The 22,547-nt window shown below is 56.0% G+C and carries 17 protein-coding genes; 12 read left to right on the plus strand and 5 right to left on the minus strand.

Translation table 11 applies throughout. The features are described from left to right. The first annotated feature begins 76 nt into the window (after positions 1–76). Positions 77–943: a hypothetical protein gene (locus H7F20_RS00845; RefSeq protein ID WP_255443941.1), complete on the plus strand. Its 867-nt coding sequence runs from the start codon at positions 77–79 to the stop codon at positions 941–943. Here the strand turns inward: H7F20_RS00845 and H7F20_RS00850 are convergent. After that, the gene (locus H7F20_RS00850; protein ID WP_185784256.1) at positions 940–4,668 is read right to left on the minus strand and encodes a metallophosphoesterase; all 3,729 of its coding nucleotides are present in this window, start codon (positions 4,666–4,668) and stop codon (positions 940–942) included. The two genes, H7F20_RS00845 and H7F20_RS00850, sit on opposite strands and share 4 nt — an antisense overlap. A gap of 37 nt (positions 4,669–4,705) precedes the next feature. Here H7F20_RS00850 and H7F20_RS00855 point away from each other — a divergent pair, with 37 nt between their 5' ends. Further along, positions 4,706–5,908 (plus strand): Pycsar system effector family protein, encoded by a 1,203-nt coding sequence (locus H7F20_RS00855; protein WP_185784257.1) that lies wholly within the window; start codon positions 4,706–4,708, stop codon positions 5,906–5,908. Here the strand turns inward: H7F20_RS00855 and H7F20_RS00860 are convergent, their stop codons facing one another. Beyond that, positions 5,909–8,278 carry a GAF domain-containing protein gene (locus H7F20_RS00860; protein ID WP_185784258.1) on the minus strand — a complete coding sequence of 790 codons (2,370 nt, stop codon included), beginning with the start codon at positions 8,276–8,278 and terminating at the stop codon, positions 5,909–5,911. A 126-nt stretch (positions 8,279–8,404) separates the two neighbouring features. Between H7F20_RS00860 and H7F20_RS00865 the strand changes: the two genes are divergently transcribed. The 3 genes from H7F20_RS00865 (at position 8,405) to H7F20_RS00875 (ending at position 11,751) form a co-directional block, all read left to right on the plus strand. After that, on the plus strand, positions 8,405–9,310 hold the full coding sequence (locus H7F20_RS00865; protein ID WP_185784259.1) for a metallophosphoesterase: 906 nt from the start codon (positions 8,405–8,407) through the stop codon (positions 9,308–9,310). After that, positions 9,307–10,500, plus strand: coding sequence for an AraC family transcriptional regulator (locus H7F20_RS00870; RefSeq protein ID WP_185784260.1), 1,194 nt, complete (start codon positions 9,307–9,309; stop codon positions 10,498–10,500). Before H7F20_RS00865 ends, H7F20_RS00870 begins: the two co-directional genes overlap by 4 nt. A gap of 99 nt (positions 10,501–10,599) precedes the next feature. Continuing rightward, the gene (locus H7F20_RS00875; protein WP_185784261.1) at positions 10,600–11,751 is read left to right on the plus strand and encodes an acyltransferase family protein; all 1,152 of its coding nucleotides are present in this window, start codon (positions 10,600–10,602) and stop codon (positions 11,749–11,751) included. 27 nt (positions 11,752–11,778) lie between these two features. On the opposite strand, the gene H7F20_RS00880 is transcribed toward H7F20_RS00875, so the two are convergent. After that, on the minus strand, positions 11,779–12,483 hold the full coding sequence (locus tag H7F20_RS00880) for an SOS response-associated peptidase (RefSeq protein WP_185784262.1): 705 nt from the start codon (positions 12,481–12,483) through the stop codon (positions 11,779–11,781). A gap of 345 nt (positions 12,484–12,828) precedes the next feature. Here H7F20_RS00880 and H7F20_RS00885 point away from each other — a divergent pair, with 345 nt between their 5' ends. Beyond that, positions 12,829–13,866 (plus strand): helix-turn-helix transcriptional regulator, encoded by a 1,038-nt coding sequence (locus H7F20_RS00885; protein ID WP_185784263.1) that lies wholly within the window; start codon positions 12,829–12,831, stop codon positions 13,864–13,866. A 17-nt stretch (positions 13,867–13,883) separates the two neighbouring features. Here the strand turns inward: H7F20_RS00885 and H7F20_RS00890 are convergent, their stop codons facing one another. Beyond that, positions 13,884–14,780 carry a mechanosensitive ion channel family protein gene (locus H7F20_RS00890; RefSeq protein ID WP_185784264.1) on the minus strand — a complete coding sequence of 299 codons (897 nt, stop codon included), beginning with the start codon at positions 14,778–14,780 and terminating at the stop codon, positions 13,884–13,886. A 390-nt stretch (positions 14,781–15,170) separates the two neighbouring features. Here H7F20_RS00890 and H7F20_RS00895 point away from each other — a divergent pair, with 390 nt between their 5' ends. The 6 genes from H7F20_RS00895 (at position 15,171) to H7F20_RS00920 (ending at position 20,235) form a co-directional block, all read left to right on the plus strand. After that, positions 15,171–15,347, plus strand: a complete 177-nt coding sequence (locus H7F20_RS00895) for a hypothetical protein (RefSeq protein WP_185784265.1) — start codon at positions 15,171–15,173, stop codon at positions 15,345–15,347. A gap of 70 nt (positions 15,348–15,417) precedes the next feature. After that, the gene (locus H7F20_RS00900; protein WP_185784266.1) at positions 15,418–16,734 is read left to right on the plus strand and encodes a gluconate:H+ symporter; all 1,317 of its coding nucleotides are present in this window, start codon (positions 15,418–15,420) and stop codon (positions 16,732–16,734) included. Between the two features lie 50 nt (positions 16,735–16,784). Further along, the gene (locus H7F20_RS00905) at positions 16,785–17,249 is read left to right on the plus strand and encodes a RidA family protein (protein ID WP_185784267.1); all 465 of its coding nucleotides are present in this window, start codon (positions 16,785–16,787) and stop codon (positions 17,247–17,249) included. Between the two features lies 1 nt (position 17,250). After that, a complete protein-coding gene (locus H7F20_RS00910) occupies positions 17,251–18,426 on the plus strand; it encodes a D-TA family PLP-dependent enzyme (protein ID WP_185784268.1) in 1,176 nt (391 codons plus the stop codon). Between the two features lie 8 nt (positions 18,427–18,434). Next, entirely contained in the window at positions 18,435–19,499 is a 1,065-nt protein-coding gene (locus H7F20_RS00915) for a dipeptidase (protein WP_185784269.1), read from the plus strand. Between the two features lie 94 nt (positions 19,500–19,593). Further along, a complete protein-coding gene (locus H7F20_RS00920; protein ID WP_185784270.1) occupies positions 19,594–20,235 on the plus strand; it encodes a hypothetical protein in 642 nt (213 codons plus the stop codon). Between the two features lie 3 nt (positions 20,236–20,238). On the opposite strand, the gene H7F20_RS00925 is transcribed toward H7F20_RS00920, so the two are convergent. Next, the gene (locus H7F20_RS00925; RefSeq protein ID WP_185784271.1) at positions 20,239–22,425 is read right to left on the minus strand and encodes an acylase; all 2,187 of its coding nucleotides are present in this window, start codon (positions 22,423–22,425) and stop codon (positions 20,239–20,241) included. Positions 22,426–22,547: the final 122 nt, after the last annotated feature.

Raw genomic sequence — 22,547 nt, forward strand, 5'->3', positions numbered from 1 at the left:
TTTTGATGGAAACGGGTTGGGTGCCCATCCCGTTAAATCCTTAATTTAGACCTTTGAAAAGAAAAACTTGCCCGCCATGCCCACCCCGATCCGAAAATCCCTGATGCTCCTGGCCGGGCTGCTTGGATTCAGCTGTACCCAATACGGCCAACTGGACTATGTCTGCAGGTTGCCGGGGGGGGTCAACGAGGCTTCCGGGATGGTGACCTACAACGGGCAAACCATCTGGGTCATAGAGGACGGCAGTAACCCGGACAAAATCCGGGAGGTAGACACCACGGGGAACCTGCTGAGGGAGTACGAGGTAAAGGATGCCCGGAATAAGGATTGGGAAGCACTCACTACGGATACACTGGGCCGCCTTTACATAGGGGATTTCGGGAATAACCTGAATTCCCGGGACGACCTGGTGATTTACCGCCTGCCTGACCCCCGCCAGGAACCCGGGGACAAGATAGATGCAGAGGCCATCCGGTTCTCCTATCCCGACCAAAAGCACTTCCCCCCGGAGAAAAACGCCCGCTTCTTTGACGCGGAAGGGTTCTTCCACCTGGATGGGCATTTGTACATTATCACCAAGAACCGGGCGCGGCCCTTTAACGGGATGGCCACCATTTATCGCGTACCGGATGAACCGGGGGAGTACAAGGCCGAACTGGTCACCCGAATATTTATCTGTGGGGACCGCAGGGGGTGCCAGGTAACCGACGCAGCCCTGTCGCCAAGCGGTAACCGGCTGGCCTTGTTGGGTTACGGTTTTATCTGGGTATACGATTCTTTTGGCACCACGGGATTTGCCGGGACGCCCCGCAAGTTTTCCCTGGAGTCCAACACCCAGCTGGAAGGTATCTGTTTTGTCGACGAGACCGAGGTGTATTTAACCGATGAGAAGAGCGTGGGGCGCGGCGGCAATATTTACCGCTATTCCCTCCCGCTCCCTTAAAATGAGAACCCCAGGCCAAAGGAGAACCGGAGGCCGTCTTCCCCCTGGAACAAAGCGGTATTCAGGGTAACCACATCGATGCCATTGAGGAATAAACCGCCGCCATAGGAAGTATGCCAGCGGGAGGATGAATCCCCGGGCTGCCAGACGCGGCCGTAGTCAAAGCCCCCGAATAGCCCAATGGACAGGGGAACAATCCCGGTGCGCATTTGCGCGAACTGCAACCGAAGGTCGGTGAGTTGATAATAGGCGGTCTTCCCAGAAAAACGCTCGTTCCGGTAACTCCTGGGACCATCATTGGCGCCTATCCGGGCTGCCTGGAAGAATTCGTATCCCTGCCCCAGGTTAAAGTGCGCTTTCCACCGGGTGGCGAGAACCAGTTGGCCCGATGGCAGCAGGCGATGGTCGAGGCTGAGGGCGGGAATGACGTACCCGAAGCCTGTGCCCCAGGAATCCGCCCGCTCCTTATAGCCAAGTTCCAGGCTGGAGGACATCCCGAGGGTCGGGAAGGCCTCATTGTCGCGGTTTTCGTAAAAATACTTCGCGCTGACCCCCAGGAACTGGCTGCTGTTCTCCTCCCCATTGGCCTGGTAGAATGTATTGATATACCGGTCACTTGTTTCCTCTACCTTAAAGCGCTCGTACCCCAGGCCCAACCGGAGGCTGCCTCCCAGCGGGCCCCGCCAGATCAGCGCCGGCTTCAGGCTCAGCACGCTCAGGCGGATCCGGTTGTAATCCAAACCCAATTCGTCATCTGGGTTCAGGGACTCGTTGCCGAAGCCGAAGAAATTCTGGCTGAAGTTCGGACTGGTGTTCCGCGCCTGCACCTGCAGGTTCCATTTCCCGAATACATTGGCGAACTCCCCCTCGTATCCCAGGTCAAAGCCACTGGTGGCAAAATAGAAGGAACCGGTAACCGAATGGCGGTAGGTAAAGGGGTTCCGCCGGAAACCATAGCGCGAAAAACTGTATCCCAACCCCAGGCGCATGCCGTCATCGGGGTTAAATCCCGCCGTCGGCAGGAGGTGGCTGTTGAAGGTGGCCAGGTCCAGGGATTGGAAGGTATTTACCTGGTAATGGTCCGTAAGCACCCGGCGTGCGTGCCCCGGCCCCTCAAAGCGGTTCTCCCTGGTTTTGTAGTCATAGATCACCGCCTTGTTTCCCGATGTGGTGATATAGCGGTCCCTTCCAAGGCCCCCGACGATACGCACCTTGATTTTTGTGCCTTTTGCCAGGTCGATTTCAAAGCGGTCCCGGTCGTCCAGGCCGTAAATCCAGACTTCGCGGGTGAGGTCGGGGAGGAGGGTCCGCTCGAAGAACAGTTTGCTTTTCTCCCCGTGAATGATCCGGTAAGCGCGGACAACCACCCCTCCCTCCGGGCCCGATTGGATTTCGAACCAGTCGTCCTTGTCCGTACCCCGGACAACAAGGTAGCGCTGCAACACCTCAAAATAATCATTAGCAATATCCTCCAGGCGGTCGAGTCGGGCCAGGAGTGTCCGGCGGATCTTATCGCTGGTGGCCCCACGCACTTCGGGGGGGATGCCCAGGAGGGAGGCGTCGATCACCTCCGGGGTTATCCGCTGGCGAATCTGCCGGGCCTGCTGCTGCCACTGGGAACGGGTCGTCCCGCCCAGCAGGGTCATATCCAGGGAAAGGGGGTTGCTGTTGAAGGTGCGGACATTCCGGATCTCCTCGTTAAAACCCTCCATTTTCTTGACCCCGGGGACCAGGCGGGTCAGGAGATTCCCTATAAACCCGTCCCCCATTACGGAAAAGGCCTGGTCGCGGTCGCGGGGGATCGGCCGGTAGATGACCTCCCCCGTTACCTTGTCTTCGAATTCCGCCCAGCGCCACTGGTCCTGGTGCCGGTCCCAGTCGCCGATCAGCATGTCGAACAAGCGGGCGCGGATATAGGCTTCCGTATCCACCCGGTACTTTTCATCATCCCTGAGAGAATGGATCAGGTCAAAGGTGCTCTTGATATCCTCTGCAAATCCGAAGCTGGGCAGGTCTTCATGCCCTTCGGAAGGATGTTCCTCGATCATGTACAACTCGTCCCCGAAATCCTCGTTGTACTTGCCGAGTGCCGGCTGGCGGGGGACATAAAAAAGCCTTGGGTTGGTGTGATAGATGCCCAGGGTATCCATCAGGGGGGATAGCGCAAAGGGGGCGTAGGGGTGTGCCCCGGTGTACAGGTCTTCCAGAAGCTCCTCGGGGGCCGTGTTTTCAAGGTCGCCAATGATGTATTGGTCCATGAATACCATCGCCTGCAGGTTTTGTTCGGCTTGTTTTCGAAGGGCGCGCATCACGAATTCCCTGCCGTCCCGATGCCGTAGCCGCAGGGATTTGGACTGCTGCCCACCCCCTTTGCGGATTGGGGTAAGGCCGCCGTAGAGAGTATCGATCCGCACCGTGGACACGTTAATCTTCTCCCCGTAGAGTTCCCGGTAGCGCGGACCCCACATCCGGGTATAGAACCCCGATTTGGTTACTTCATCCTCCGTGTAGACGGCGGCTTCGACACGGGAAGGGAAATCGGCTTCAAATGCGGCAGGATCCGGTTCAAAAGGAGGGGCATGGACCATGGTGGTAAAAAGGAATTTTTCCCCACCGGTATCATCCACCCCGTAATAGCGGACGCGGGAACTCTTGTCCGTATAGACCTCAAGGACCGCGTACCCGCGGAAGCCCGTGGAGAAGGTGCTGCCGCCCAGGAGGTTGGTCGCCCCTTCCTTGGCCCCGGAACCGCTTACTATCTGTGCGATCCCTTCCTCCGCTATGTATTGCAGCGTATGCTCGTGGCCGGAGGCAATGACCACCCGCTCCCCGAAGCGGGCCAAAGTAAGCATCCGCTTTTGCAGTTCCAGGTACCGCTTGTTTTGCATATCCTCTATGGACACCCCTGCGGTCCGGCGGAACAGATTGACCAGGGTGCCGATTACAGGGAGCGGGACCTTTCCCGAATAGGGGTAGAATTGTTGCCGGAGCGTAAACTGCCCACCGTGATTCCCGTAGCTCCGCATTGGGTGGTGCATGGCCAGCAGGATGGTCTTGTCCGCGTGTTGCTTGATCTCACTGCCAAGGGTTTCCCAGAAAACCTCCCGGTCCTTTATCTCGCAATCGTCGTTTATGGCCGGCCGCTTGTCCCAGTCAGTCAGGTACCATTCTGTATCGACCAGGATCATCATCAGGTCGTTGGAGAGGCTTACCACTTCGATGGGACAGCCATTCTCCGGCAGGAAGACATTCTTCCGGTCCAGGTAGTCTTCCACGTATTCCTCCTGCCGCTTCAGCCCCTTGATCCCTTCGTTGTACCAATCGTGGTTGCCGGGGATAAATACGGGCCGGCCCTCAAACTGGTCCAGGGTCCGTAGCTGGGCTTCGAGGTGGCTGGCAGCCAATTGGAATTCCTGGGGGGAATCCTTTGGGTCTGGCAGGCCAGCCGGATAGATATTGTCTCCAAGAAAAAGGGCCGTGCTATTGGGCCCGGCCTGGCTCAGGCGGTCCTGGAACCGCTGCAGGACCGGGTTCATGCCCCCCGGAGGCGACAGGCCCGCATCACCGATAAGGTAAAACGTGTGGGCAACCTCAGACCGGCCTGCCAAATCCGTAGCCTGCCCGGGGCTGGCATATTTAGGGGCGTAAGTGGCGCAGGAGGCCAAAAGGCACCCCCATGCCGCGATCAGGAGAACTTGTTTTAGAAAAGCAATTCTGGGAGACATATAAAATTTGTACTTTGTATAATCAATCTCCTTCTGTATGACAAAGCTTACGGAAAACGCGGCTGTCTATGTATCCCAGTTACTATCCGAAAAATTGGACGAGCGGTACCTATACCACAACCTCAGGCATACGCAGCTGGTTGTACAAAGTACAAAAGAATTGCTGGATCACCATGAGCTGAATAAAGAGGAAGCGGAGGACCTCCTGCTCGCTGCCTGGATGCATGATGCCGGGTATGCCATTGACAATCAGGACCATGAAGAAAAGAGCTGCGAGATAGCACGGTCCTTCCTGCAGGAGCAGGGCCTGGCCAATAAGCGAATCGAGAGTGTCTGTCAACTGATCCGGGCTACCCGTCGCCATCATTCCCCGGAAAACACGGCAGAAAAAATCCTCCGGGATGCGGATTCCTCCCACCTGAGCCAGAAGGATTACCGGGAAATTGCCGAGCTGCTCCGGGAGGAGCTCTCCCTCCTGGATATCGCGCATTACAACCAGGAAGATTGGCGGGAAATGAATATCAATATGTTCCAGTCCGAACACCAGTTTTACACGGATTATGCCAGGGAAAACTGGCAGGAAGGCAAGGACGATAATTTGCGCAAACTGGTCAAGGACAAAAAAAAGCGCGGGCAACTGGCCAAGAAGGAAAAATTGAAGGCCCAGTTCAAAAGTGAAAGCCCCGAGCGGGGGATACAGACCATGTACCGGGTATCCATGCGAAACCACCTGAAGCTCAGCGACATTGCGGATACCAAAGCGAATATCCTGTTATCGGTGAATGCGATCATCATTTCCCTGGTCATCGCGAACCTGATCCCGAAACTGGACAACCCCAACAACGATTACCTCATCTACCCCACGCTGATATTTATCGTTTTCAGCATCGCCTCCATGATACTTTCCATCCTGGCTACCCGGCCCAATGTAACCAGCGGGAAATTTACCAAGGAGGACGTTGCCCAGAAAAAAGTGAACCTGCTGTTCTTCGGGAATTTCCACCAAATGGCGTTACCGGAATACGAATGGGCCATGCGGGAACTGATCAAGGATAAATTCTACGTGTACAACACACTCACCAAGGATTTGTATTTCCTCGGCCTGGTCCTGCAACGGAAATACAAGTTGCTGCGCTGGACCTATACCATATTTATGGTGGGGATGATTCTTTCGGTGATTGCGTTTTTCGTGGCGCTGAAGTTCTACGGCCCTGACCGGATCCTCGAGCTGCCCGAATGATCAGGAGTTGAGTTCCTCCATCAATTGGTCGTAGTTGTAGAATTCCTTTGCCTCTCCCTGCGGGTCGCTTTTCCGGTAAAGGATTCCGGCGCGGATAGCCTTGAGGCCGGAGACCCCCTGCAGGCCTTCCAGTTCCACAATTTCCATCTCATCGGTGAAGTAGCCCTTTGATTTCAGGAACCGGATATACCTGAGGTATTCCTGTTCGTCCTTTTTCTGTGAGTAGACAATGACCAGTTTCCCGGACTGCGTCAGCCGCTCCCCGGTCCCCTTGACCCGGGATTTGTCGATCCGCTTCTTGATCACTTCATACCGGGCATTATAGGTGCCGTCCACATCGAACCGCTTTTCGTCCATGCGGAACCGGATGCTCAGGGAGGTGTTGTACACCAGGATCAGGGAGGCTACGTCGAGCTGTATGGGCAATTCCGATTTGATGTCGTAGTAGGCATTTTCCATCTCGCACATTACCTGCAGCTGCCAGAGGCGCAAATTGCTCAGGTAGAGGGGGTCGTACTCCCGCTCCGAGGCAATGGAGCCCCCGATGTACATATTGTGTTCCACCCCGTCGGTCTTATAGCGCTCAAAGTAATGCGGGAACATCTGCTGGGCATCTTCCTGCCTTTTGTCAAGAAGGGAAGCCAGCGTCTTGTTGATCTGCATAACGGTCTCATCGTAATTCCGCCGGTGGTCATAATAGGACTCGGTCCCCACGTCGATCCCGGCCTCATAGGAGCCGATCTCGGCAGCCAGCTCACTGTCCAGGCCCTTGAGGTGCTCCAGCACAGGTGTGATTTCCTCATGTACAAAATTGAAAATGGCCTGCTCGCTGTTGGTGTGCAGCACTTCTTTGATATCTTCGATATGCCTGCTTACCCGGAAAGTCAGCTCCTCGTAGATAGGCAACTGGGTTTTGCCAAACGCTAATTCAAGCACGGCCCGGATCCTGGAGAGCTGGATCATCAGGTCCCGCTGTATGGCAGCGTTTCGGGCGTGGGAGGATTCCCGGATGTCCACCTGCCCGTAAAGCGGATGCACGTCCTGGAAGGCAATTTCCCTGAACGCCGGTTCCCTGCCCTCGAGCTGGTCGATGATGAATTTCCTGGCCTCCTCCTGAAACCGCCAAAGGACGGATTCGTGCACAGAGGTGCACTCATGCTGGATGATGGCGTCGATCAGGTTCTCCTCCTCGATGCGCGAACGCACAACAGCCGAAACAATGAACGGCATCACATCATCCAGCTTGGTCGCATTGACCGCATTCAGGGCGTTGGTCCTGGTGGAAACCACCTCTAGCAGACCCAGTACTTCGTCCTTGTCCGCAATGGGCGCAAATATTGCACTGCGGATCCCCTGGTCAAAAAGGTTCTGGTAAAATCCCTCCCCCCCGGAGTTTTCATGGTACCTGGCGACGTCCGGTATGACAAAATAGGCCTTTTCGTTCAAAAGCTTTTCGTAGGATTCGCTGCAGAGGGACTCGTTGCATTTGCACGCATGGGAATCCCCAAGGATAAAGCTTTCCATCCCCTTGCCATAGACTTTCTCGAACTGCCCGTCCTTGCGGTTGTAGGTAATAAAACCCACCCTCAGGTCCTTCAGGCGGAAAAACGACCGGAAGGTGCTCTGGAGTTCGCTCATGAAACTGTCACTCCCCCGTTTATCGCTCGCAATCAATTCGGATTTTATGGCCGAGATGGCGTACTCCGCAGTTACGTCGAACATATTGGCGATTACGAATCCTTTGATCGTAAAGCTTCCCGGGGGTATTTTGGACTTCCAGAAATCCAGGTCTTCCGGATGCGATAGCAATTCGTCCACGTCGTCCTGGGTAATCTCCGGGGCTTCCGCGTTCGGGATGATTTCCATAAAATCCGCATTGTAAAGGATGCGGTAATGGTGCATTACCCCGTTGGCATCCGGAAATTCGAAGAAATAGGGCCGGCTGAAGTCAAGTTTAAAGCCGTAGTGGTGATTCAGTATAACCGTGCTGGCCATGATATAGTCCTGCCCGTCGGACCGTCGCATCAGGATAGGGTTGAAATCATCACCCGCATTTTCGATGATGCGTCTTAGGCGCGCCGATGGGTGAAAGAGCATGTCCACATAGGGCAGGGAAAGCGCCTTGATTTCATTGCGGCTGAGCACCTCGGAGAATGCGTCCTGCAGTATGATGTCCAGCACCTCCTTGTGGGTCTCGAGTTTTTCGACTTCTTCAAATCCCTCCCGAAGCTCGGGGTAGGGTGCCTGGGCCTCCAGGATCCGATTTGCCTTGGCCCGCTGGTCGGGCGTACCGTTTTCTGCCAGCTGGTCGTAAAACCGCAGGAACTTGTCAAAGCTTATCAGAAATTTTACGGGCAGTTCCTGATCCATGGTGAATGGTTTGTCGGTGCTGAGTCGCAACGCAGCAAATAAAATTACAAAATATTGCGGTTCCTATTTGAGCATCCCTACTGTACAATTCCGCTCAAATTTTGGATATTTATCGAAAATCGCCCTATGTTCTCCAAGCGCCGACTTGACCGTGCCTATAAACAGGCCCCCGTCATACCCTTCGACGACCATTCGCGGTTTATCTTCTTCAGTGACTGCCACCGGGGCGACAACAGCTTTGCGGACGAATTTGCCAATAACCGGAACATCTACTACCACGCACTGAAACACTATTACCAGCAGGGCTTCGACTATTTTGAACTGGGCGACGGGGACGAACTCTGGGAAAACCTGAATTTCGAATCGATTTTTGAGGCCCACAAGAACGTCTACACGCTGCTGCGCGACTTCCACCTGGAAAACAGGCTCCACATGATCTGGGGCAACCACGACATGGTCTACAAGAACCCCGACTATGTGGCCGAAAACCTGAGCAGTTACTTTGAGCCCATCGACGGCCGGGACCGCGAACTCTTCGAGGGGATCCGGTATGAAGAGGGGATTGTCCTCAGGCATAAGGAGACCGGGCAGGAACTCTTCCTCTGCCACGGGCACCAGGCCGATTGGTGGAACTACACCTTCTGGCGCTGGAGCCGGTTCCTGGTCCGGGTACTCTGGAAGCCGCTGCAGGTCTGGGGGATTGCGGACCCCACCTCCCCGGCCCGGAACTACAAGGAACTGATCCGGATCGAAAAGCGCATCAAAAAATGGATCCTGGCCAACGACATGCTGCCCGTTATCGTAGGGCACACCCACAGGCCACGGTTTCCGGAGCCCGGGGAAATCCCGCTTTTCAATGACGGCAGTTGTGTCCACCCCAGGAGCATCACCGGGCTGGAAATCGAGGACGGGCAAATAAGCCTGATCAAATGGCAGATTGCCACCACGGACGACGGGGTGCTGAAGGTGGTCCGCATACTGCTCGAAGGACCGGAAAAGCTCGCAAACTATTCCCTTAAACAATCGGGATGACTGCCTCCGTACAGCCAAGTGACCTCAGCCAGTTGATAGCGGCCATCCCAATCCGGCACGACCTGGTATCCTACCTCATGTTCTCCGGCGTGTTGCTGGGCTTCCTGCTTTCCGGGGTCATTTGGTTGCGGGGCCCCAGGGAAAACCGGGCGCTCTTCTATTTTGCACTGCTGATCTGCTGCCTGTCGGTCACCAACCTGGATACTTTCCTGTGCTATACCGGGTGGATGAAATACACCCTTGCCTGGAATGATTCCACCGAGCCCCTGACCCTGCTCTTTGCCCCCCTACTCTACCTGAGTATCCGCCACCTGGTGATAAAAAAACCCCTGCCGCCCGGGATCCTCTTCCTGCATTTCCTCCCGGCAATCGGCTACGGGCTGTCTCAGATCGGGTATTATACCGAACCGCTTCCCGTAAAGTTCAACGCCTATAAGGATGCCTATTTCTCCCATATCCCGTTTGCGGAAGTACCTGAAGGGACCAGCTACGGATATCAGTGGATCAAAGACAAGCAGCGGTGGCTGCTGCTCATAGGATTTACATTTTACGGGCTCCTTTCCGTCCGGTTATGGCAACGGTCGCGCAAAGACTTCCGCGACCCGGCCTCCGGAGTGCGCATATCCAAATACCGGTTCGGCCGGTTTGCCCTTGTGACCTTCCTGCTCAGCCTGGGCCTGATGCTGCTGGTGTACCTGAATTACGAAGACGACGGCGGAGACCACTACCTGTCGCTCTTCACGTTTGCAGTCACCCTGTCCTCCACGATTGCCTTCCTGACTGAAACCCGGTTCTTCCAGCGCTCCTGGCTCCTCGACAAATACGAGACCTCCGCCTCCCGGGGAGGGGACATTACCCTGGAACAATTGCGGGAAGCGGCAGGGAGGGAATCCTTCTTCACTTCCCCCGAGGCCTCCCTGAAATCCCTTGCCAACCATTTTGATATCCACCCCAACCTGGTCTCCCGTCTCATCAATGAGGAAACCAGCGGGAATTTCAATGATTTCATCAACGGATTCCGCGTGGACCTGGCCAAATCCCAGCTCCGATCCGGGAAATTCCGGCACCTGACCATTGAAGCCATCGGCAGGAATGTGGGTTTCCGCTCAAGGTCGTCCTTTTACGAGGCTTTCAGGAAGCAAACCGGCCATTCCCCATCTCAATTCATGAAATCTGCCGGAAAAAGTTAAAGCCCCGGTTGTCCGGAATTGCAAAAACAGACGGATTGGAACTGATAATTAAGGGGTTACAACCGGAGAGTTTTCATCTTTGCCTAAAACAACGAACCGATGAAAGCAAAAAGACGGTATGATCTTGACTGGCTGCGGGTGGGGGTATTTGCCCTGCTGATCCTCTACCATGTGGGTATGTTCTTCGTGCCCTGGGGCTGGCACCTGAAAAACGACATCATTTACCCGGAGCTGCGGTGGCCCATGCTATTCGTAAACCAGTGGCGCCTGCCCATCCTGTTTGTGATCTCCGGCATGGGAACCTATTACGCCTATTCCTACCGCAGCCCCGGGGCCTATGCGGGGGAGCGGCTCCTCAGGCTGGGGATCCCCCTCCTTTTCGGGATGCTGGTCATCGTGCCCCCACAGGTCTACCTGGAACGCCTGGCTTCGGGGGCCTTTTACGGATCATATTGGGAATACCTCTCGGGCCCCGCCTTTAAGGGGGTTTACCCCGAAGGAAATATCAGCTGGCACCACCTTTGGTTCCTGCCTTACCTGCTGCTCTTCTCCCTGGTACTCGCCCGTGTTTTCAGGCGCCTCCGGGATCGTCCGGGCAAACAGGTGGCGTGGGTTCGCAAGCGGCTAAGAAGCAAATGGGGCTTGCTCCTGTTCATCCTTCCCCTGTATTTCTACGAGGCCTTCATGGAACCCTTTTTCAACGTAACGCATGCACTGGTCGGGGACTGGTTTGCCCTGGCCAACTACGGTACCCTGTTTTTTTACGGCTTCCTGCTGACGGCAGCCGGGGAAGACTTCTGGCAGGCCGCGGTCCGGTACCGCCGCAGGAACCTGCTATTGGGGATTGCCAGCTTTGCCGGCCTCCTGTTTATCTGGCAATTCGAGGATAACGCGTACCGGCACTTCAGCGAAGCGGGTCTCAAAGTCCTGAACCTCTGGACATGGATCTTTGTGCTTTTCGGCTATGCCGCCGTATACCTGAACCGCCCCAGCCGGCTGCTGAGCTATTGCAACCGGGCCGTTTATCCTTTTTACATCCTGCACCAGACAGTGACCGTGATCCTTGCCTATTTTCTCATGGATACAGACCTGGGCCTGGGGTTGGAGTTTTTCCTGTTGACGTTGGGCACCTTCGGGGGCAGCTGGCTGATTTACCATTTTATCATCCGCCCCGTAAAATTCCTGCACCCGCTGATGGGCCTGAAAAGCAAAAAGGCTGCCCCCGAGAAACAACTGCAACGCACCGCCTGAGGTAGCGGGCGGCCCCTGTATCGTGCATCAGGTCAGCGGGATGGGGAGGTTCTTGTAATGGACCGGGTCCAGCATGCTTTCATAGCAGATATTCCGGTTGTACAATTCACGGGCAATGGGATGCGCGACCAGTTCGGGGGATCCGGGATGGCTGAGCAGGTGCTGCAGCCCATTGCTGTCCGCACGCCCAAGCCATACGCTCCTTTCGTCCGGGCCCAGGATGACGGGCATCCCGTTATCCAGGTTCTGGATCTGCCGGAGCATGGGGCTGGCTGTGCCCACCAGCAGGGAGCAGGTAAGGAACCCGTCATCCAGCATATTGTAGATGCCGGCTATCGCGAAGGGCTTCTTATCGCGCCGGTAAATGTAATAGGGATAGAGTTCCCCGTCGTAATGGTGCATGGTAAAGTAACCATTGGCAATAATCAGGCAGCGCTTGTTTGCCAGGCATTCGCGCAGCCACCCCACTTCCTCTATCAATTCATGTCTCAGGTTGAGGGTGTTCAGGCTGTTCTGGAAAAGGTGCCAGTCTTCACGGAATTTATCCGGGAGCAATCCCCAGATGCTGTTCTGGATATATTCCGGGGATTCCTGGGTGATCACCGGCAGCGATTCCTCACTGAGCCCGTCGATGACAGACCGGGGTTGATAGATCCTGGGATATTTGAATGGTGTACCGAATTCCTTTTCAATTTTCCCTCGCTTTGCCGTATTCGATAACCTGTAAAACATTGGGAATCTTTTTATGCAAGTAACAGGATAACCCGGTGTTTTCCTGACCGTAACGAAAAGAATGTTAGTCCTTTTACCCAGAATTGTCTAACAAAACCGGTCCTTTTCATCAGAAATCCCCAATACTGTTAAACATTTTCCGAAAACCATCAAGGTCCGCGAAGGGGATCCTGTAAGTTTACCCTACCCCGAAAAGCAAACGCCTTGGGGTAAAAGACTTGTTCAGTGCCAGTTGGGCAGTAATACCCGTTCCGGCATGTGAAAGTTATAATAACTAATGAAGGTTCTGTAACAGGGCTGGGGCTAATCCTTTTGACCTTTGAAAGAACAGATAACGACAATAAAATGGAATTGACTATAAAACGAGCTGAAAAGCACCTGCATGCCCTCAACGAGCAATTACAGGGAACCATCAGCCAGCAGAAAGGGTTGTTCCGGCTCGATATCGGGACACATATCGGCAGCGGCTCGATCAACTGCATTTGCTTTAACAAATGCATGACGGCGCTTGAGTACGACATTACGCTCGAAGAAGATCAGTATATCCCCCTGAATGCACCGGATATGGATATGTTGTATTTCGTGTACTGCCTGGAAGGCCACGGGGCGGTACGGCTCCGGGAATCCGGGAATTTCATCCAGCTGGACAAACTGCAAACCGCAGTAATATACAACAACCGGGAAACCGAAGGATTGCTCAAGGTGGATAAGGGACAGCGCTTTGTCTTCAACGTGATTGGGATCGACAAAAAGCGGTACGAAGAACACTTCCGGAATAATTTCCACGGCCTGGAGGGAAAACTCCGCCAATTGCTGGAACATTTCGGGAATGGCAAAAAACACATCCACCTGGGTGCCTACAACCTGAAGATCGGCGAACAGATCAAGATGTTGGCAAAACAGCGGCAGGACAATGACATTGCCTCCTACCTGAGATTTGAGGGGATCTGCAACCTGATCCTATCCAACCAGATCACGCAGTTTTATCTGGATGTGGATCAGAAGTCCAATACGACCTCACTTACCGGGCAGGAGCTGCAGTTGATCCACCAGGTGAGCGAATTTATAGTGAACTACCCGGAGGTGCAGCACGCGATCAAATCCCTGTGCAAAAAGTCCGGCCTTTCGCCCAACAAACTGCAGGAAGGATTCAAGTTTATGCACGGACGCACCGTTTCCGACTATGTCCGGAATGTCCGGGTGGAAAAGGCAGAGGAATTGCTGCGGACCACGGACATGAACATCTCCGAAGTTGTCTATTCGGTCGGGCTCACCAGCAGGAGCTACTTTTGCAAGATTTTCAAGAACAAATACAATTGCAGCCCGAAGCAATACAAAAGCAAGCGCCTGAACAAGGTAGACCTGCCGGAGGCTGCGGCCTGAAAGCGGGCCGGAGGCGCTTAGGTATTGCTGCCCGGATCTGAGGTGTGTTCCACCCGCAACGGACCGGAAAAATCCAGGGTACGGATCGGGAACGGGATATTGATCCCCTCCGAATCAAAGGCGCCCTTGATGGCGATCATCGCCCGGGTCTTCGAGTTGGCCACCTGAAGGGCCGAAGTCGATTCGATCCAGAATCGCGTTTCAAAATTGATGGAACTCGAGCCGAATTCGGTATACAGAAAAATGATGTCTTCCGCGCTGCCCACCTCCTCGAAGGTCTGTACTATGGTCTCCTGTACCACCTGCCTCACCTGTTCCAGGTCCGAACTGTAGCCCACGCCGCAGGAAAGGATTACCCGGGATTGGGCCGTGGTGCTGTAATTTTTGATCGGGTTTTCGACTACGATTTTGTTCGGGATGTACACCATATTGTTGTCGGGTTGCCTCAGGGTGACGGAACGCAGGTCGATGTTGACCACCTCCCCCTCATACCCGTTGGTGTGAATCCAGTCTCCGAATTTGATGTACTTCACATAGGAAAGCACGATGCCCGAATAGGTATTGGCCAAAGCCCCCTGCAGGGCCAGGCCCACGGCCAGGCCGGCTACACCGGCTCCCGCCAGGATCGTATTCAGTGCCCGGCTCAGGTTCAGGATCCCCAGCACCAGGAAAAGCCCAAGGAGGATCACCACAATCGACACCAGGCGGGAAATGAGGTTTCTCATCGAATCCTGCATGCTGGATCGCTGCAGCAACTTGTCAACGGCCCGGCTGATATACTTGGACAGGATCACCGAGATGATGAAAACCACCAAAGCGATCAGGAAGTTCGGCAGGTTGAGTATCAGGGTATCTACCCAGCCAAGGAGTTTTTCCTTCATTTTTCCCCAAGCCTGGGCAAATTCAGATTCCATAGATAAAGGTATTTCAGGGGTATTGGATGTGGCAGCCATAAAAAAAGACTCCGGCCTAGCAGCAAACCGGAATCCTTTTAACTAACCAACTAAACTTCAAAGCTTAAAGGACAGGCGCCTCTGTGTAGTAGTAAGAACAGCGCGCCATACCTGCTTCTGGTATATGCTGCCAGTGAAGGTAAGTTACCTGAAATGAACGCTCGGAACGTGCTCATTCGGATGAAACCTTGATCCAATTCCGTCTCGGGCTGTAACCCTGTAACCCCGGATATTGGCCCGATATTGGACCCGGCTGCCGGCGCCCGATTCGATCCGATTAAAAATTATGCCTCTCCGGGACGCCTGTAACGCACATAGAATGTACATTTTCATAGCAAAACCGTACATCCCATGGATAAAAAACAAGGAGAAGAATCCACTGAATTCATCAAGGAACCCGGGGAGGATAAACCGGGTTATATCTTCCAGAAAAACAGCAAGACCCAGATTGCCATCCTGATCATCGCGGTCGCCATCCTGCTCATCATAGCCGCCCTCTTTAAATCCGGGATGTTCCTGACCGAATAGGTGGCCTTTGGATCGGCGGTTTCCGGAAAATGCTATCTTTAGCGGAACGAACCAATCCACAACCGACCCAATGCCATTACTCATCGTAATCGGGGGCATCCTGCTGCTGTTCCTGCTGGTTGCCCGCCTGAAACTCAATGCCTTTATTGCCTTCATCATCGTTTGCCTCCTGGTTGGGTTCGGGGAAGGCATGTCCGTCGAAGGCGTAATTACCGCCATCCAGAACGGCATCGGAAATACCCTGGGCTTTTTGATACTGATCCTGGGATTCGGCGCCATGCTCGGAAAACTGGTGGCCGACAGCGGGGCCGCCCAGCGCATCACCTCGGCCCTGATCGCAAAATTCGGCCGCCGGTACATCCAATGGGCTGTGGTGCTTACGGGCTTTATCGTAGGGATCCCCATGTTTTATTCCGTGGGGTTCGTGATCCTCGTCCCTCTGGTATTTACGGTGGCGGCTTCCACCCGGCTTCCCTTGTTGTATGTGGGGATTCCCATGCTGGCCTCCCTGTCGGTTACCCATGGATACCTGCCCCCCCATCCGGCCCCCACGGCAATTGTCGGTATGTTCGGGGCCGATTTTGGCAAGACGCTCTTATATGGGATCCTGGTGGCCATCCCGGCGATTATCGTAGCAGGACCCTTGTTGTCCAGGACATTTAAAAACATACACGCTACCCCGATGAAGGAATTTGTCAATCCCGTGATCCTCGAGGAGGACCAGATGCCCGGGATTGGCGTAAGTATATTCACTGCCCTGCTCCCGGTACTCCTCATAGCGGTGGCAACCCTGGCGGAATACGTACTCCCACAGGGGAATACGGTCCTTGAAATCCTGAAATTTGCAGGCAACCCCGTCATCGCCATGTTGCTGGCCGTACTGGTGGCGATCTATACCCTCGGGCTGGCAAGGGGAAGGAATATGAAGGAAGTGATGGGCACCGCCGCCGAAGGAGTAACCGGGATTACCATGGTAACCCTGGTCATTGCCGGGGCCGGTGCCCTGAAACAGGTGCTGGTAGACAGTGGCGTGAGCGATTATATCGCAGACCTCCTGAAGGACAGCACGATTTCCCCCCTGATTCTGGCCTGGGGTATCGCTACCGTGATCCGTGTCTGCGTCGGGTCTGCGACGGTAGCCGGCCTTACCGCTGCAGGTATTGCCCTGCCGCTGATACAGGGAACCGGTGTATCCCCCGAGCTGATGGTCCTGGCCATCGGCTCTGGGAGTTTGATGCTTTCCCATGTGAACGACAGCGGATTCTGGCTTTTCAAGGAGTACTTCAACCTCTCGGTGAATGATACGTTGCGCACCTGGACGGTAATGGAAACCACGGTGGGCATCATGGGCCTGATCGGGGTCCTGATATTGAATGTAATCCTCTAATCCTCTAATCCTCTAATCCTCTAATCCTCTAATCCTCTAATCAGAAAATAATGAACCAAACACCCGCACAGGTCCTCGAATCCCTGAAATCCGAATTGCCCCCTGCCCCGCCGCCGGCAGGGCTCTATAAACCCGTCCTGGTCCTGGACGGCTTCCTCTACGTTTCCGGGCAGGGACCGATGCAACGGGACGGCACGCTGATGAAAGGCCGGGCCGGGGACGACCTGGACCTCGGGCAGGCAAAGGCTGCCGCCCGGCAGGTGGGCCTGACCATGTTGTCGACCATACTGACCCATTTTGGCCCTGTGGACCCGATCGAGCGGCTGGTTAAAACCTTCGGAATGGTCAATGCCACCCCTGATTTCCCGGACCACCCCCTGGTGATCAACGGGTTCAGCGAGCTCATGGCAAGTGTTTTCGGCCCCGATAAAGGGGTAGGTGTACGCAGTGCCGTGGGAATGATGCTGCCCGGGAATATCCCGGTGGAAATTGAGGCCATATTTAAGTTGCGCTGAGATGGCAATTAATCAGGCGGATAAGGCAGCAGGCGATCAGGAAAAGGAAAAATCCCCCGGAGCAGGGGCCGCTTTGGCCTGGTACGAAATTGAAAATGCTGCGGAAGTCCCCTCCCCGGCCCTGCTGGTCTATCCTGAGAGGATACGGGAAAACATCGACGCCATGGTCCGGATAGCCGGGAGCCCGACCAGGCTGCGCCCGCATATTAAAACCCACAAAACGGCCGAAATCATCCGGATGCAGCTGGATCGGGGCATCACCCGGTTTAAATGCGCCACCATAGCCGAAGCCGAACTGCTGGGCCAATGCGGGGCCGGGGACATCCTGCTTGCCTATCAACCGGTAGGGCCGGACCAGGAGCGCTTCCTGAAATTGCAGGCCGCCTTTCCCAACGCCCGGTTTGCAGCCCTTGCCGACCATCCGGAAACCGTTGCCCAAATGGGGAAGCTGGCAGGGGAATCGGGGAGTAAAATCCGCCTTTTCCTGGACCTGAATACCGGAATGGACCGGACCGGTATCCCCCCGGGACCGGAGGCCGAAGCCCTGTATAAAAAAATTGCCGGGCACCCGGCCCTGGAGGCATGCGGATTGCATGCCTACGACGGCCACATCCGCCCGACCGACCCGAGGGAGCGGCAGGCGGCCTGTGATATGGCATTTGCCGGGGTAACCAGGCTGAAGGCCAGCCTCGAAGCCGCGGGCCTGCCCGTGCCCACCGTCATCGCCGGGGGGTCCCCCAGTTTTCCGATGCATGCCAAACGGAAAGGGGTGGAACTGAGCCCGGGGACTACCCTGCTTTGGGACGCCCGCTATCAGGAACTTTTCCCGGAAATGCCCTTTAAGATTGCTGCCGTATTGCTGACACGCGTAATCAGCCATCCCGGGCCCGGCACGATCTGCCTGGACCTGGGCCACAAGGCGATCGCCCCAGAAATGGATTTTCCGAGGGTGGTGCTTCCAGCCCTGCCGAGTTGCCGGCAATCCGGCCAGAGCGAAGAACACCTGGTCCTCTCCTGCGGCATCGGGGAGCCACCCGCCGTCGGGGAGGTCATCTACGGCTTCCCGATGCATATCTGTCCCACAGTGGCCAAGTACCCCGAACTGCTGGTCGTTCAGGGACACCGCGTCCAGTCATCCTGGCGGGTCGCAGCCCGGGATTACAAACTCACCATATAGCACTGCCTATGTTCCTTTTCGACATCCACCTTGACCTTGCCATGAATGCCATGGAATGGAACCGGGACCTCACCCGTCCCATAGGGGAAATCCGCCGGCGGGAAGCGGGCCTTGCCGATAAACCGGACCGGGGCCAGGGGACTGTCTGTTTTCCGGAGATGCGACGGGGGTCCATCGGCCTTTGCGTCGCGACGCTCATAGCCCGGCACGTGAAAATGGGAAACCCGCTGCCGGGGTGGCATTCCCCGGCCCAGGCATGGGCCCAAACCCAGGGACAGCTCGCCTGGTACCAGGAGATGGAGCGACAGGGACACCTGCGCTGCATCACCTCTGCAAACCTGCTGGAAGAGCATGTGCGCAACTGGGAGGACGGGGATACTTCCGGGCCGATTGGCTACGTGCTGAGCCTGGAAGGCGCCGACTCCATTGTGGAGCCCCGACTGCTGCAACGCTCCTGGGATATGGGATTGAGGATACTCGGCCCTGCCCACTACGGCCCGGGCACCTATGCCCGTGGGACACATGCCAAAGGAGGCCTGGGAGCCCAGGGACGGGAGCTCCTGCAGGAGATGGACCGCCTGGGCATGATCCTGGACGTCACCCACCTCAGCGATGAAAGCTTCTGGGAGGCCCTCGAATGTTTCAAAGGCCCCGTTTGGGCCAGCCATTCGAACTCACGGACCCTGGTGCCCGACCAGCGGCAATTTTCGGACGAGCAGTTCCGGGCCCTCCTCACACGCGGGGCAGTCATCGGGACAGCCCTGGATGCCTGGATGCTCGTGCCTGGTTGGATAAAAAGGGAATCGCACCCGGATACCACCGATGTCCGGCTGAAACACGTGGCAGACCATATACAGTACCTGTGCGACCTTGCGGGGAATACCCGGCATGCGGCCCTGGGCACGGACCTGGACGGGGGCTTTGGCCGCGAACAGGGGCCCTCGGACCTGGACACGATTGCAGACTTGCAGCAATTGGTCCCCTTGCTCGAAGAACGCGGGTTTTCCGGGGAGGACATCGCCGGCATCTTCCACGGCAATGCGATCCGTTTTCTGAAGGCCGCCTGGCGTTGACCGCCTGCAGGTTCCCGGCATTTGATCTAATTTAACAGCAATTTATATCGGTCCGGCAAGGTATTTGCTACTTTTACGGCATGCGTAAGAAGCTATGCGTATAGTCTATTTCTTCCTGGTGCTCCTACTTTGCGGGGCAGGGGCGAAAGCCCAGACGGATGTCCCACAGACCCGCAGGCTGGATATTTCGGCCGAGCCGGACAAGGATGTCACAGTCAAACCCGACGGACTCCCCGCACCAAACCTTCTCGACAAAAAACCAGAATATGACCTGGGGTTGTCCGACCGGAAAAACACGGTACGGATGCTGCCCGAACGCGACCTGAAGCAGGCAGGCCACGACCTGGTACTCAAACCGAAGATCGGGGAAACCGAAAAAGGATCCTCCGGAAAGCATTTTGGGGATATGTACCTGGGCGATGTTAAAACCTCCTCAAAGTTCGTGGGCGTTGTATGCCGCGACCACGAATTTGTGGACGGAGACCGGGTGCGCATCCTGGTAAACGGCGTGGTGGCAGACCCGAACATCCTGCTGACCGGAGCCTTCAAAGGCGTAAACCTGGAGCTGGACAAGGGGTTCAACCGAATCGATTTCGAAGCCCTGAACCAGGGTTCCACCGGCCCAAATACCGCACAGGTGGACGTCTATGACGACAAGGGCCAACTGATCTACTCCAACAAGTGGCTGTTGTCAACGGGTTCCAAGGCCAGCCTGATCATCGTCAAGGACGAATAGGCGCTACTTTTCCCGGTGCCCCGGGCGATAGGTTTCCTCCGCCCTGGCCACCACATCCTCACGGTAATAAGGCACATCCTTGAATTCCGCACGGCGGTACATCTGCGCCTGATCGTCGAAATGGGGCGACTCCGGGTCCCCGCTCTGACCGCCTGCCAGCAGCGATTTGGCCTGCACCTTCTCCCCGAATTCCACCACAGCCACGAAACTGTTGCCGCGGGTCCCGTAGATCCTTTTGGTGCCGTTGTCGTACCGCGCCCCGAAAGCGGCCAGGGCACCCCATCGCCCGGAGGCCAGCCCGATGGGAAGGCTGGGTTTACCGTCGTCGAATGGCTGGCGCAGCTCCCCGTTGATCCGCTGGTACCTGTTGACCTCCCCCCAGGGGAGTTCCCAGCTCCCAAAATCCGCATTGAGCTGGTCGACCACCCGGCTGAATACCTGCAAACGCTCTTCCGGGGGGGAGGCCGCCCCCAGGTATTCCATCAGTTCCATATCGCTGTTTATCCCCTCCGGCCGGTTGGCGGACCGCCCATATTGGGTGCCGTAAAAATGGGCCAGGGTCATTGCCACACTCGTTTCGGAGGTCCGGAAATCCCAACCGGCGAGTACCCGGATGGGCGCCTCCAGGGCGGGGTATTCGCTGCCATGCGTTTTATAGGCCTCCACCAGGCCGGGGATCAGCACCTCAAAGGCCGGGAGGGTCGGTTCATACGCCAGGGAGATGAGGCTGTCGAGGGTATATCCCGAGCGGCCGGTAAGCAGCCGGATGGCGTGGATCCCCCGGAAGTTCTCTCGGTCCAGGGACATATACTCCGGGTAATCTTCCCGATTGGGGCTGAATTCCAGGGCGGCCGTATAGGGGGTGGAATTGCAGTTCTGTATCCAGCCATTGGCCGGGTTGAGGATCAGGATGTTTTCATCCACCGAGTGCAGCCCCTGCCAGTCTGTTGCGGGGTCGCTCCCGTCTACCGGCTCCCGGTAATCAAAAGCCGGACTGCGCCTGGGGATAAAGTTCCCGTGGAAGTAGGCAATGTTGCCTTCGGCATCGGCGTAGACCGTATTGTTCGAGGAATTCGTGCGGATATCCATCATTTCCCGGAACCCCTTGTACCCCTCCTGTTTGGTCCGCACAAAGGACTGCTCCAAAGCCCTCGCCGGGTCCCACATCATGGCCGTAGCCACGGGCTGCCCGTCTGAAAGATGGGTCAGCGGCCCGTGGTGGGTGCGGTAAATGGGGAAGGTACGCCGGGACATGCTGTCCCCTGCCCGGTAGCTCAGGGTGACTTCCGATTGGGCCACCGGCCGCAGCTCCTCCCCGTACCGGTACAGCAGGCGGTCTCCCGTTTCCTCGACCACCTCCCGGAATTCATCCAGGACATCCGTGTAGGTGGAGGTATGCATCCAACCAGTTTTTTCGTTAAAGCCCTGGTAGATAAAAAACTGCCCCCAGGTTACCGCCCCGTAGGCATTCAGGCCTTCCTCACTTACCGCATGGATTTCCCCACGGAAATAAAAAGAAGTATGCGGGTTGATCAGCAACATCGGATTTCCCGAAGCCGTCAGCGCCCCCGAAATGGCGATGCCGTTGGACCCCTGGGGCTCGAGTTCCGCTTCCTTTTTGCCGGCTTCCTGCAGCCGGGCCTCCGGAAATTCGATTCCAGCCTCGTACCAGGCGGCGATTTTGTCCGTGTTGACCCGTTCGATATCCCCGCCAATGGAACCTTCGCTGAAATACATGGGCATCCAGGGCTCAAACCGCGTAAGCAGTTTTGGCGTCACCTCCGGGTGGGTATAGAGGTAATAGTTGATCCCATCCGCAAAGGCCTCGCAAAGTTCCCGGAGCCAGGGCGGGCTGTTTTCATAGGCGGCCATGGCCTCCTCCCGGCTCATGAACATCCTTGCGCGCAGGTCGCTGTAAAGCGCCTCCTTCCCCTCGACTTCCGCAAGGCGCCCGATCGCCCAGATATAGTTGCGCTCCACCCGGTTGAAATCGTCCTCGCACTGGGCGTAGAGCATCCCGAATACCGCATCGGCATCGGTCTTCCCGTAAATGTGGGGCACGCCAAAATCGTCCCGGTATATGGTAATCCTTTCGGCCTGTTCCTCCCATCTGGCAACTTCGGGGTCGGTGGTTGCCGGGTTACAGGCAAACTGGAGTATTGCCAGTCCCAGCAGCAGAGCGTATTTCATGATAAGTTTTGGGAAAAAGATACGGAAATTCCCCCTGAGGGCCTGAGGCTTCCCGACCGGTCGGTTCCCGTGTATTTCTTCCCCCGCTGACATTTGTCATGAAATAGCATAAGTAAATGATA

Origin of the sequence: Robiginitalea sp. SC105, from assembly GCF_014243345.1 — a bacterium.
GTDB lineage: Bacteria > Bacteroidota > Bacteroidia > Flavobacteriales > Flavobacteriaceae > Robiginitalea.

What these genes read in the sequence shown, in the direction of transcription:
- H7F20_RS00845 (WP_255443941.1), top strand. Translation starts at nt 77, where the DNA reads ATGCCCACCCCGATCCGAAAATCCCTGATGCTCCTGGCCGGGCTGCTT.
- H7F20_RS00850 (WP_185784256.1), bottom strand. Translation starts at nt 4,668, where the DNA reads ATGTCTCCCAGAATTGCTTTTCTAAAACAAGTTCTCCTGATCGCGGCA.
- H7F20_RS00855 (WP_185784257.1), top strand. Translation starts at nt 4,706, where the DNA reads ATGACAAAGCTTACGGAAAACGCGGCTGTCTATGTATCCCAGTTACTA.
- H7F20_RS00860 (WP_185784258.1), bottom strand. Translation starts at nt 8,278, where the DNA reads ATGGATCAGGAACTGCCCGTAAAATTTCTGATAAGCTTTGACAAGTTC.
- H7F20_RS00865 (WP_185784259.1), top strand. Translation starts at nt 8,405, where the DNA reads ATGTTCTCCAAGCGCCGACTTGACCGTGCCTATAAACAGGCCCCCGTC.
- H7F20_RS00870 (WP_185784260.1), top strand. Translation starts at nt 9,307, where the DNA reads ATGACTGCCTCCGTACAGCCAAGTGACCTCAGCCAGTTGATAGCGGCC.
- H7F20_RS00875 (WP_185784261.1), top strand. Translation starts at nt 10,600, where the DNA reads ATGAAAGCAAAAAGACGGTATGATCTTGACTGGCTGCGGGTGGGGGTA.
- H7F20_RS00880 (WP_185784262.1), bottom strand. Translation starts at nt 12,483, where the DNA reads ATGTTTTACAGGTTATCGAATACGGCAAAGCGAGGGAAAATTGAAAAG.
- H7F20_RS00885 (WP_185784263.1), top strand. Translation starts at nt 12,829, where the DNA reads ATGGAATTGACTATAAAACGAGCTGAAAAGCACCTGCATGCCCTCAAC.
- H7F20_RS00890 (WP_185784264.1), bottom strand. Translation starts at nt 14,780, where the DNA reads ATGGAATCTGAATTTGCCCAGGCTTGGGGAAAAATGAAGGAAAAACTC.
- H7F20_RS00895 (WP_185784265.1), top strand. Translation starts at nt 15,171, where the DNA reads ATGGATAAAAAACAAGGAGAAGAATCCACTGAATTCATCAAGGAACCC.
- H7F20_RS00900 (WP_185784266.1), top strand. Translation starts at nt 15,418, where the DNA reads ATGCCATTACTCATCGTAATCGGGGGCATCCTGCTGCTGTTCCTGCTG.
- H7F20_RS00905 (WP_185784267.1), top strand. Translation starts at nt 16,785, where the DNA reads ATGAACCAAACACCCGCACAGGTCCTCGAATCCCTGAAATCCGAATTG.
- H7F20_RS00910 (WP_185784268.1), top strand. Translation starts at nt 17,251, where the DNA reads ATGGCAATTAATCAGGCGGATAAGGCAGCAGGCGATCAGGAAAAGGAA.
- H7F20_RS00915 (WP_185784269.1), top strand. Translation starts at nt 18,435, where the DNA reads ATGTTCCTTTTCGACATCCACCTTGACCTTGCCATGAATGCCATGGAA.
- H7F20_RS00920 (WP_185784270.1), top strand. Translation starts at nt 19,594, where the DNA reads ATGCGTATAGTCTATTTCTTCCTGGTGCTCCTACTTTGCGGGGCAGGG.
- H7F20_RS00925 (WP_185784271.1), bottom strand. Translation starts at nt 22,425, where the DNA reads ATGAAATACGCTCTGCTGCTGGGACTGGCAATACTCCAGTTTGCCTGT.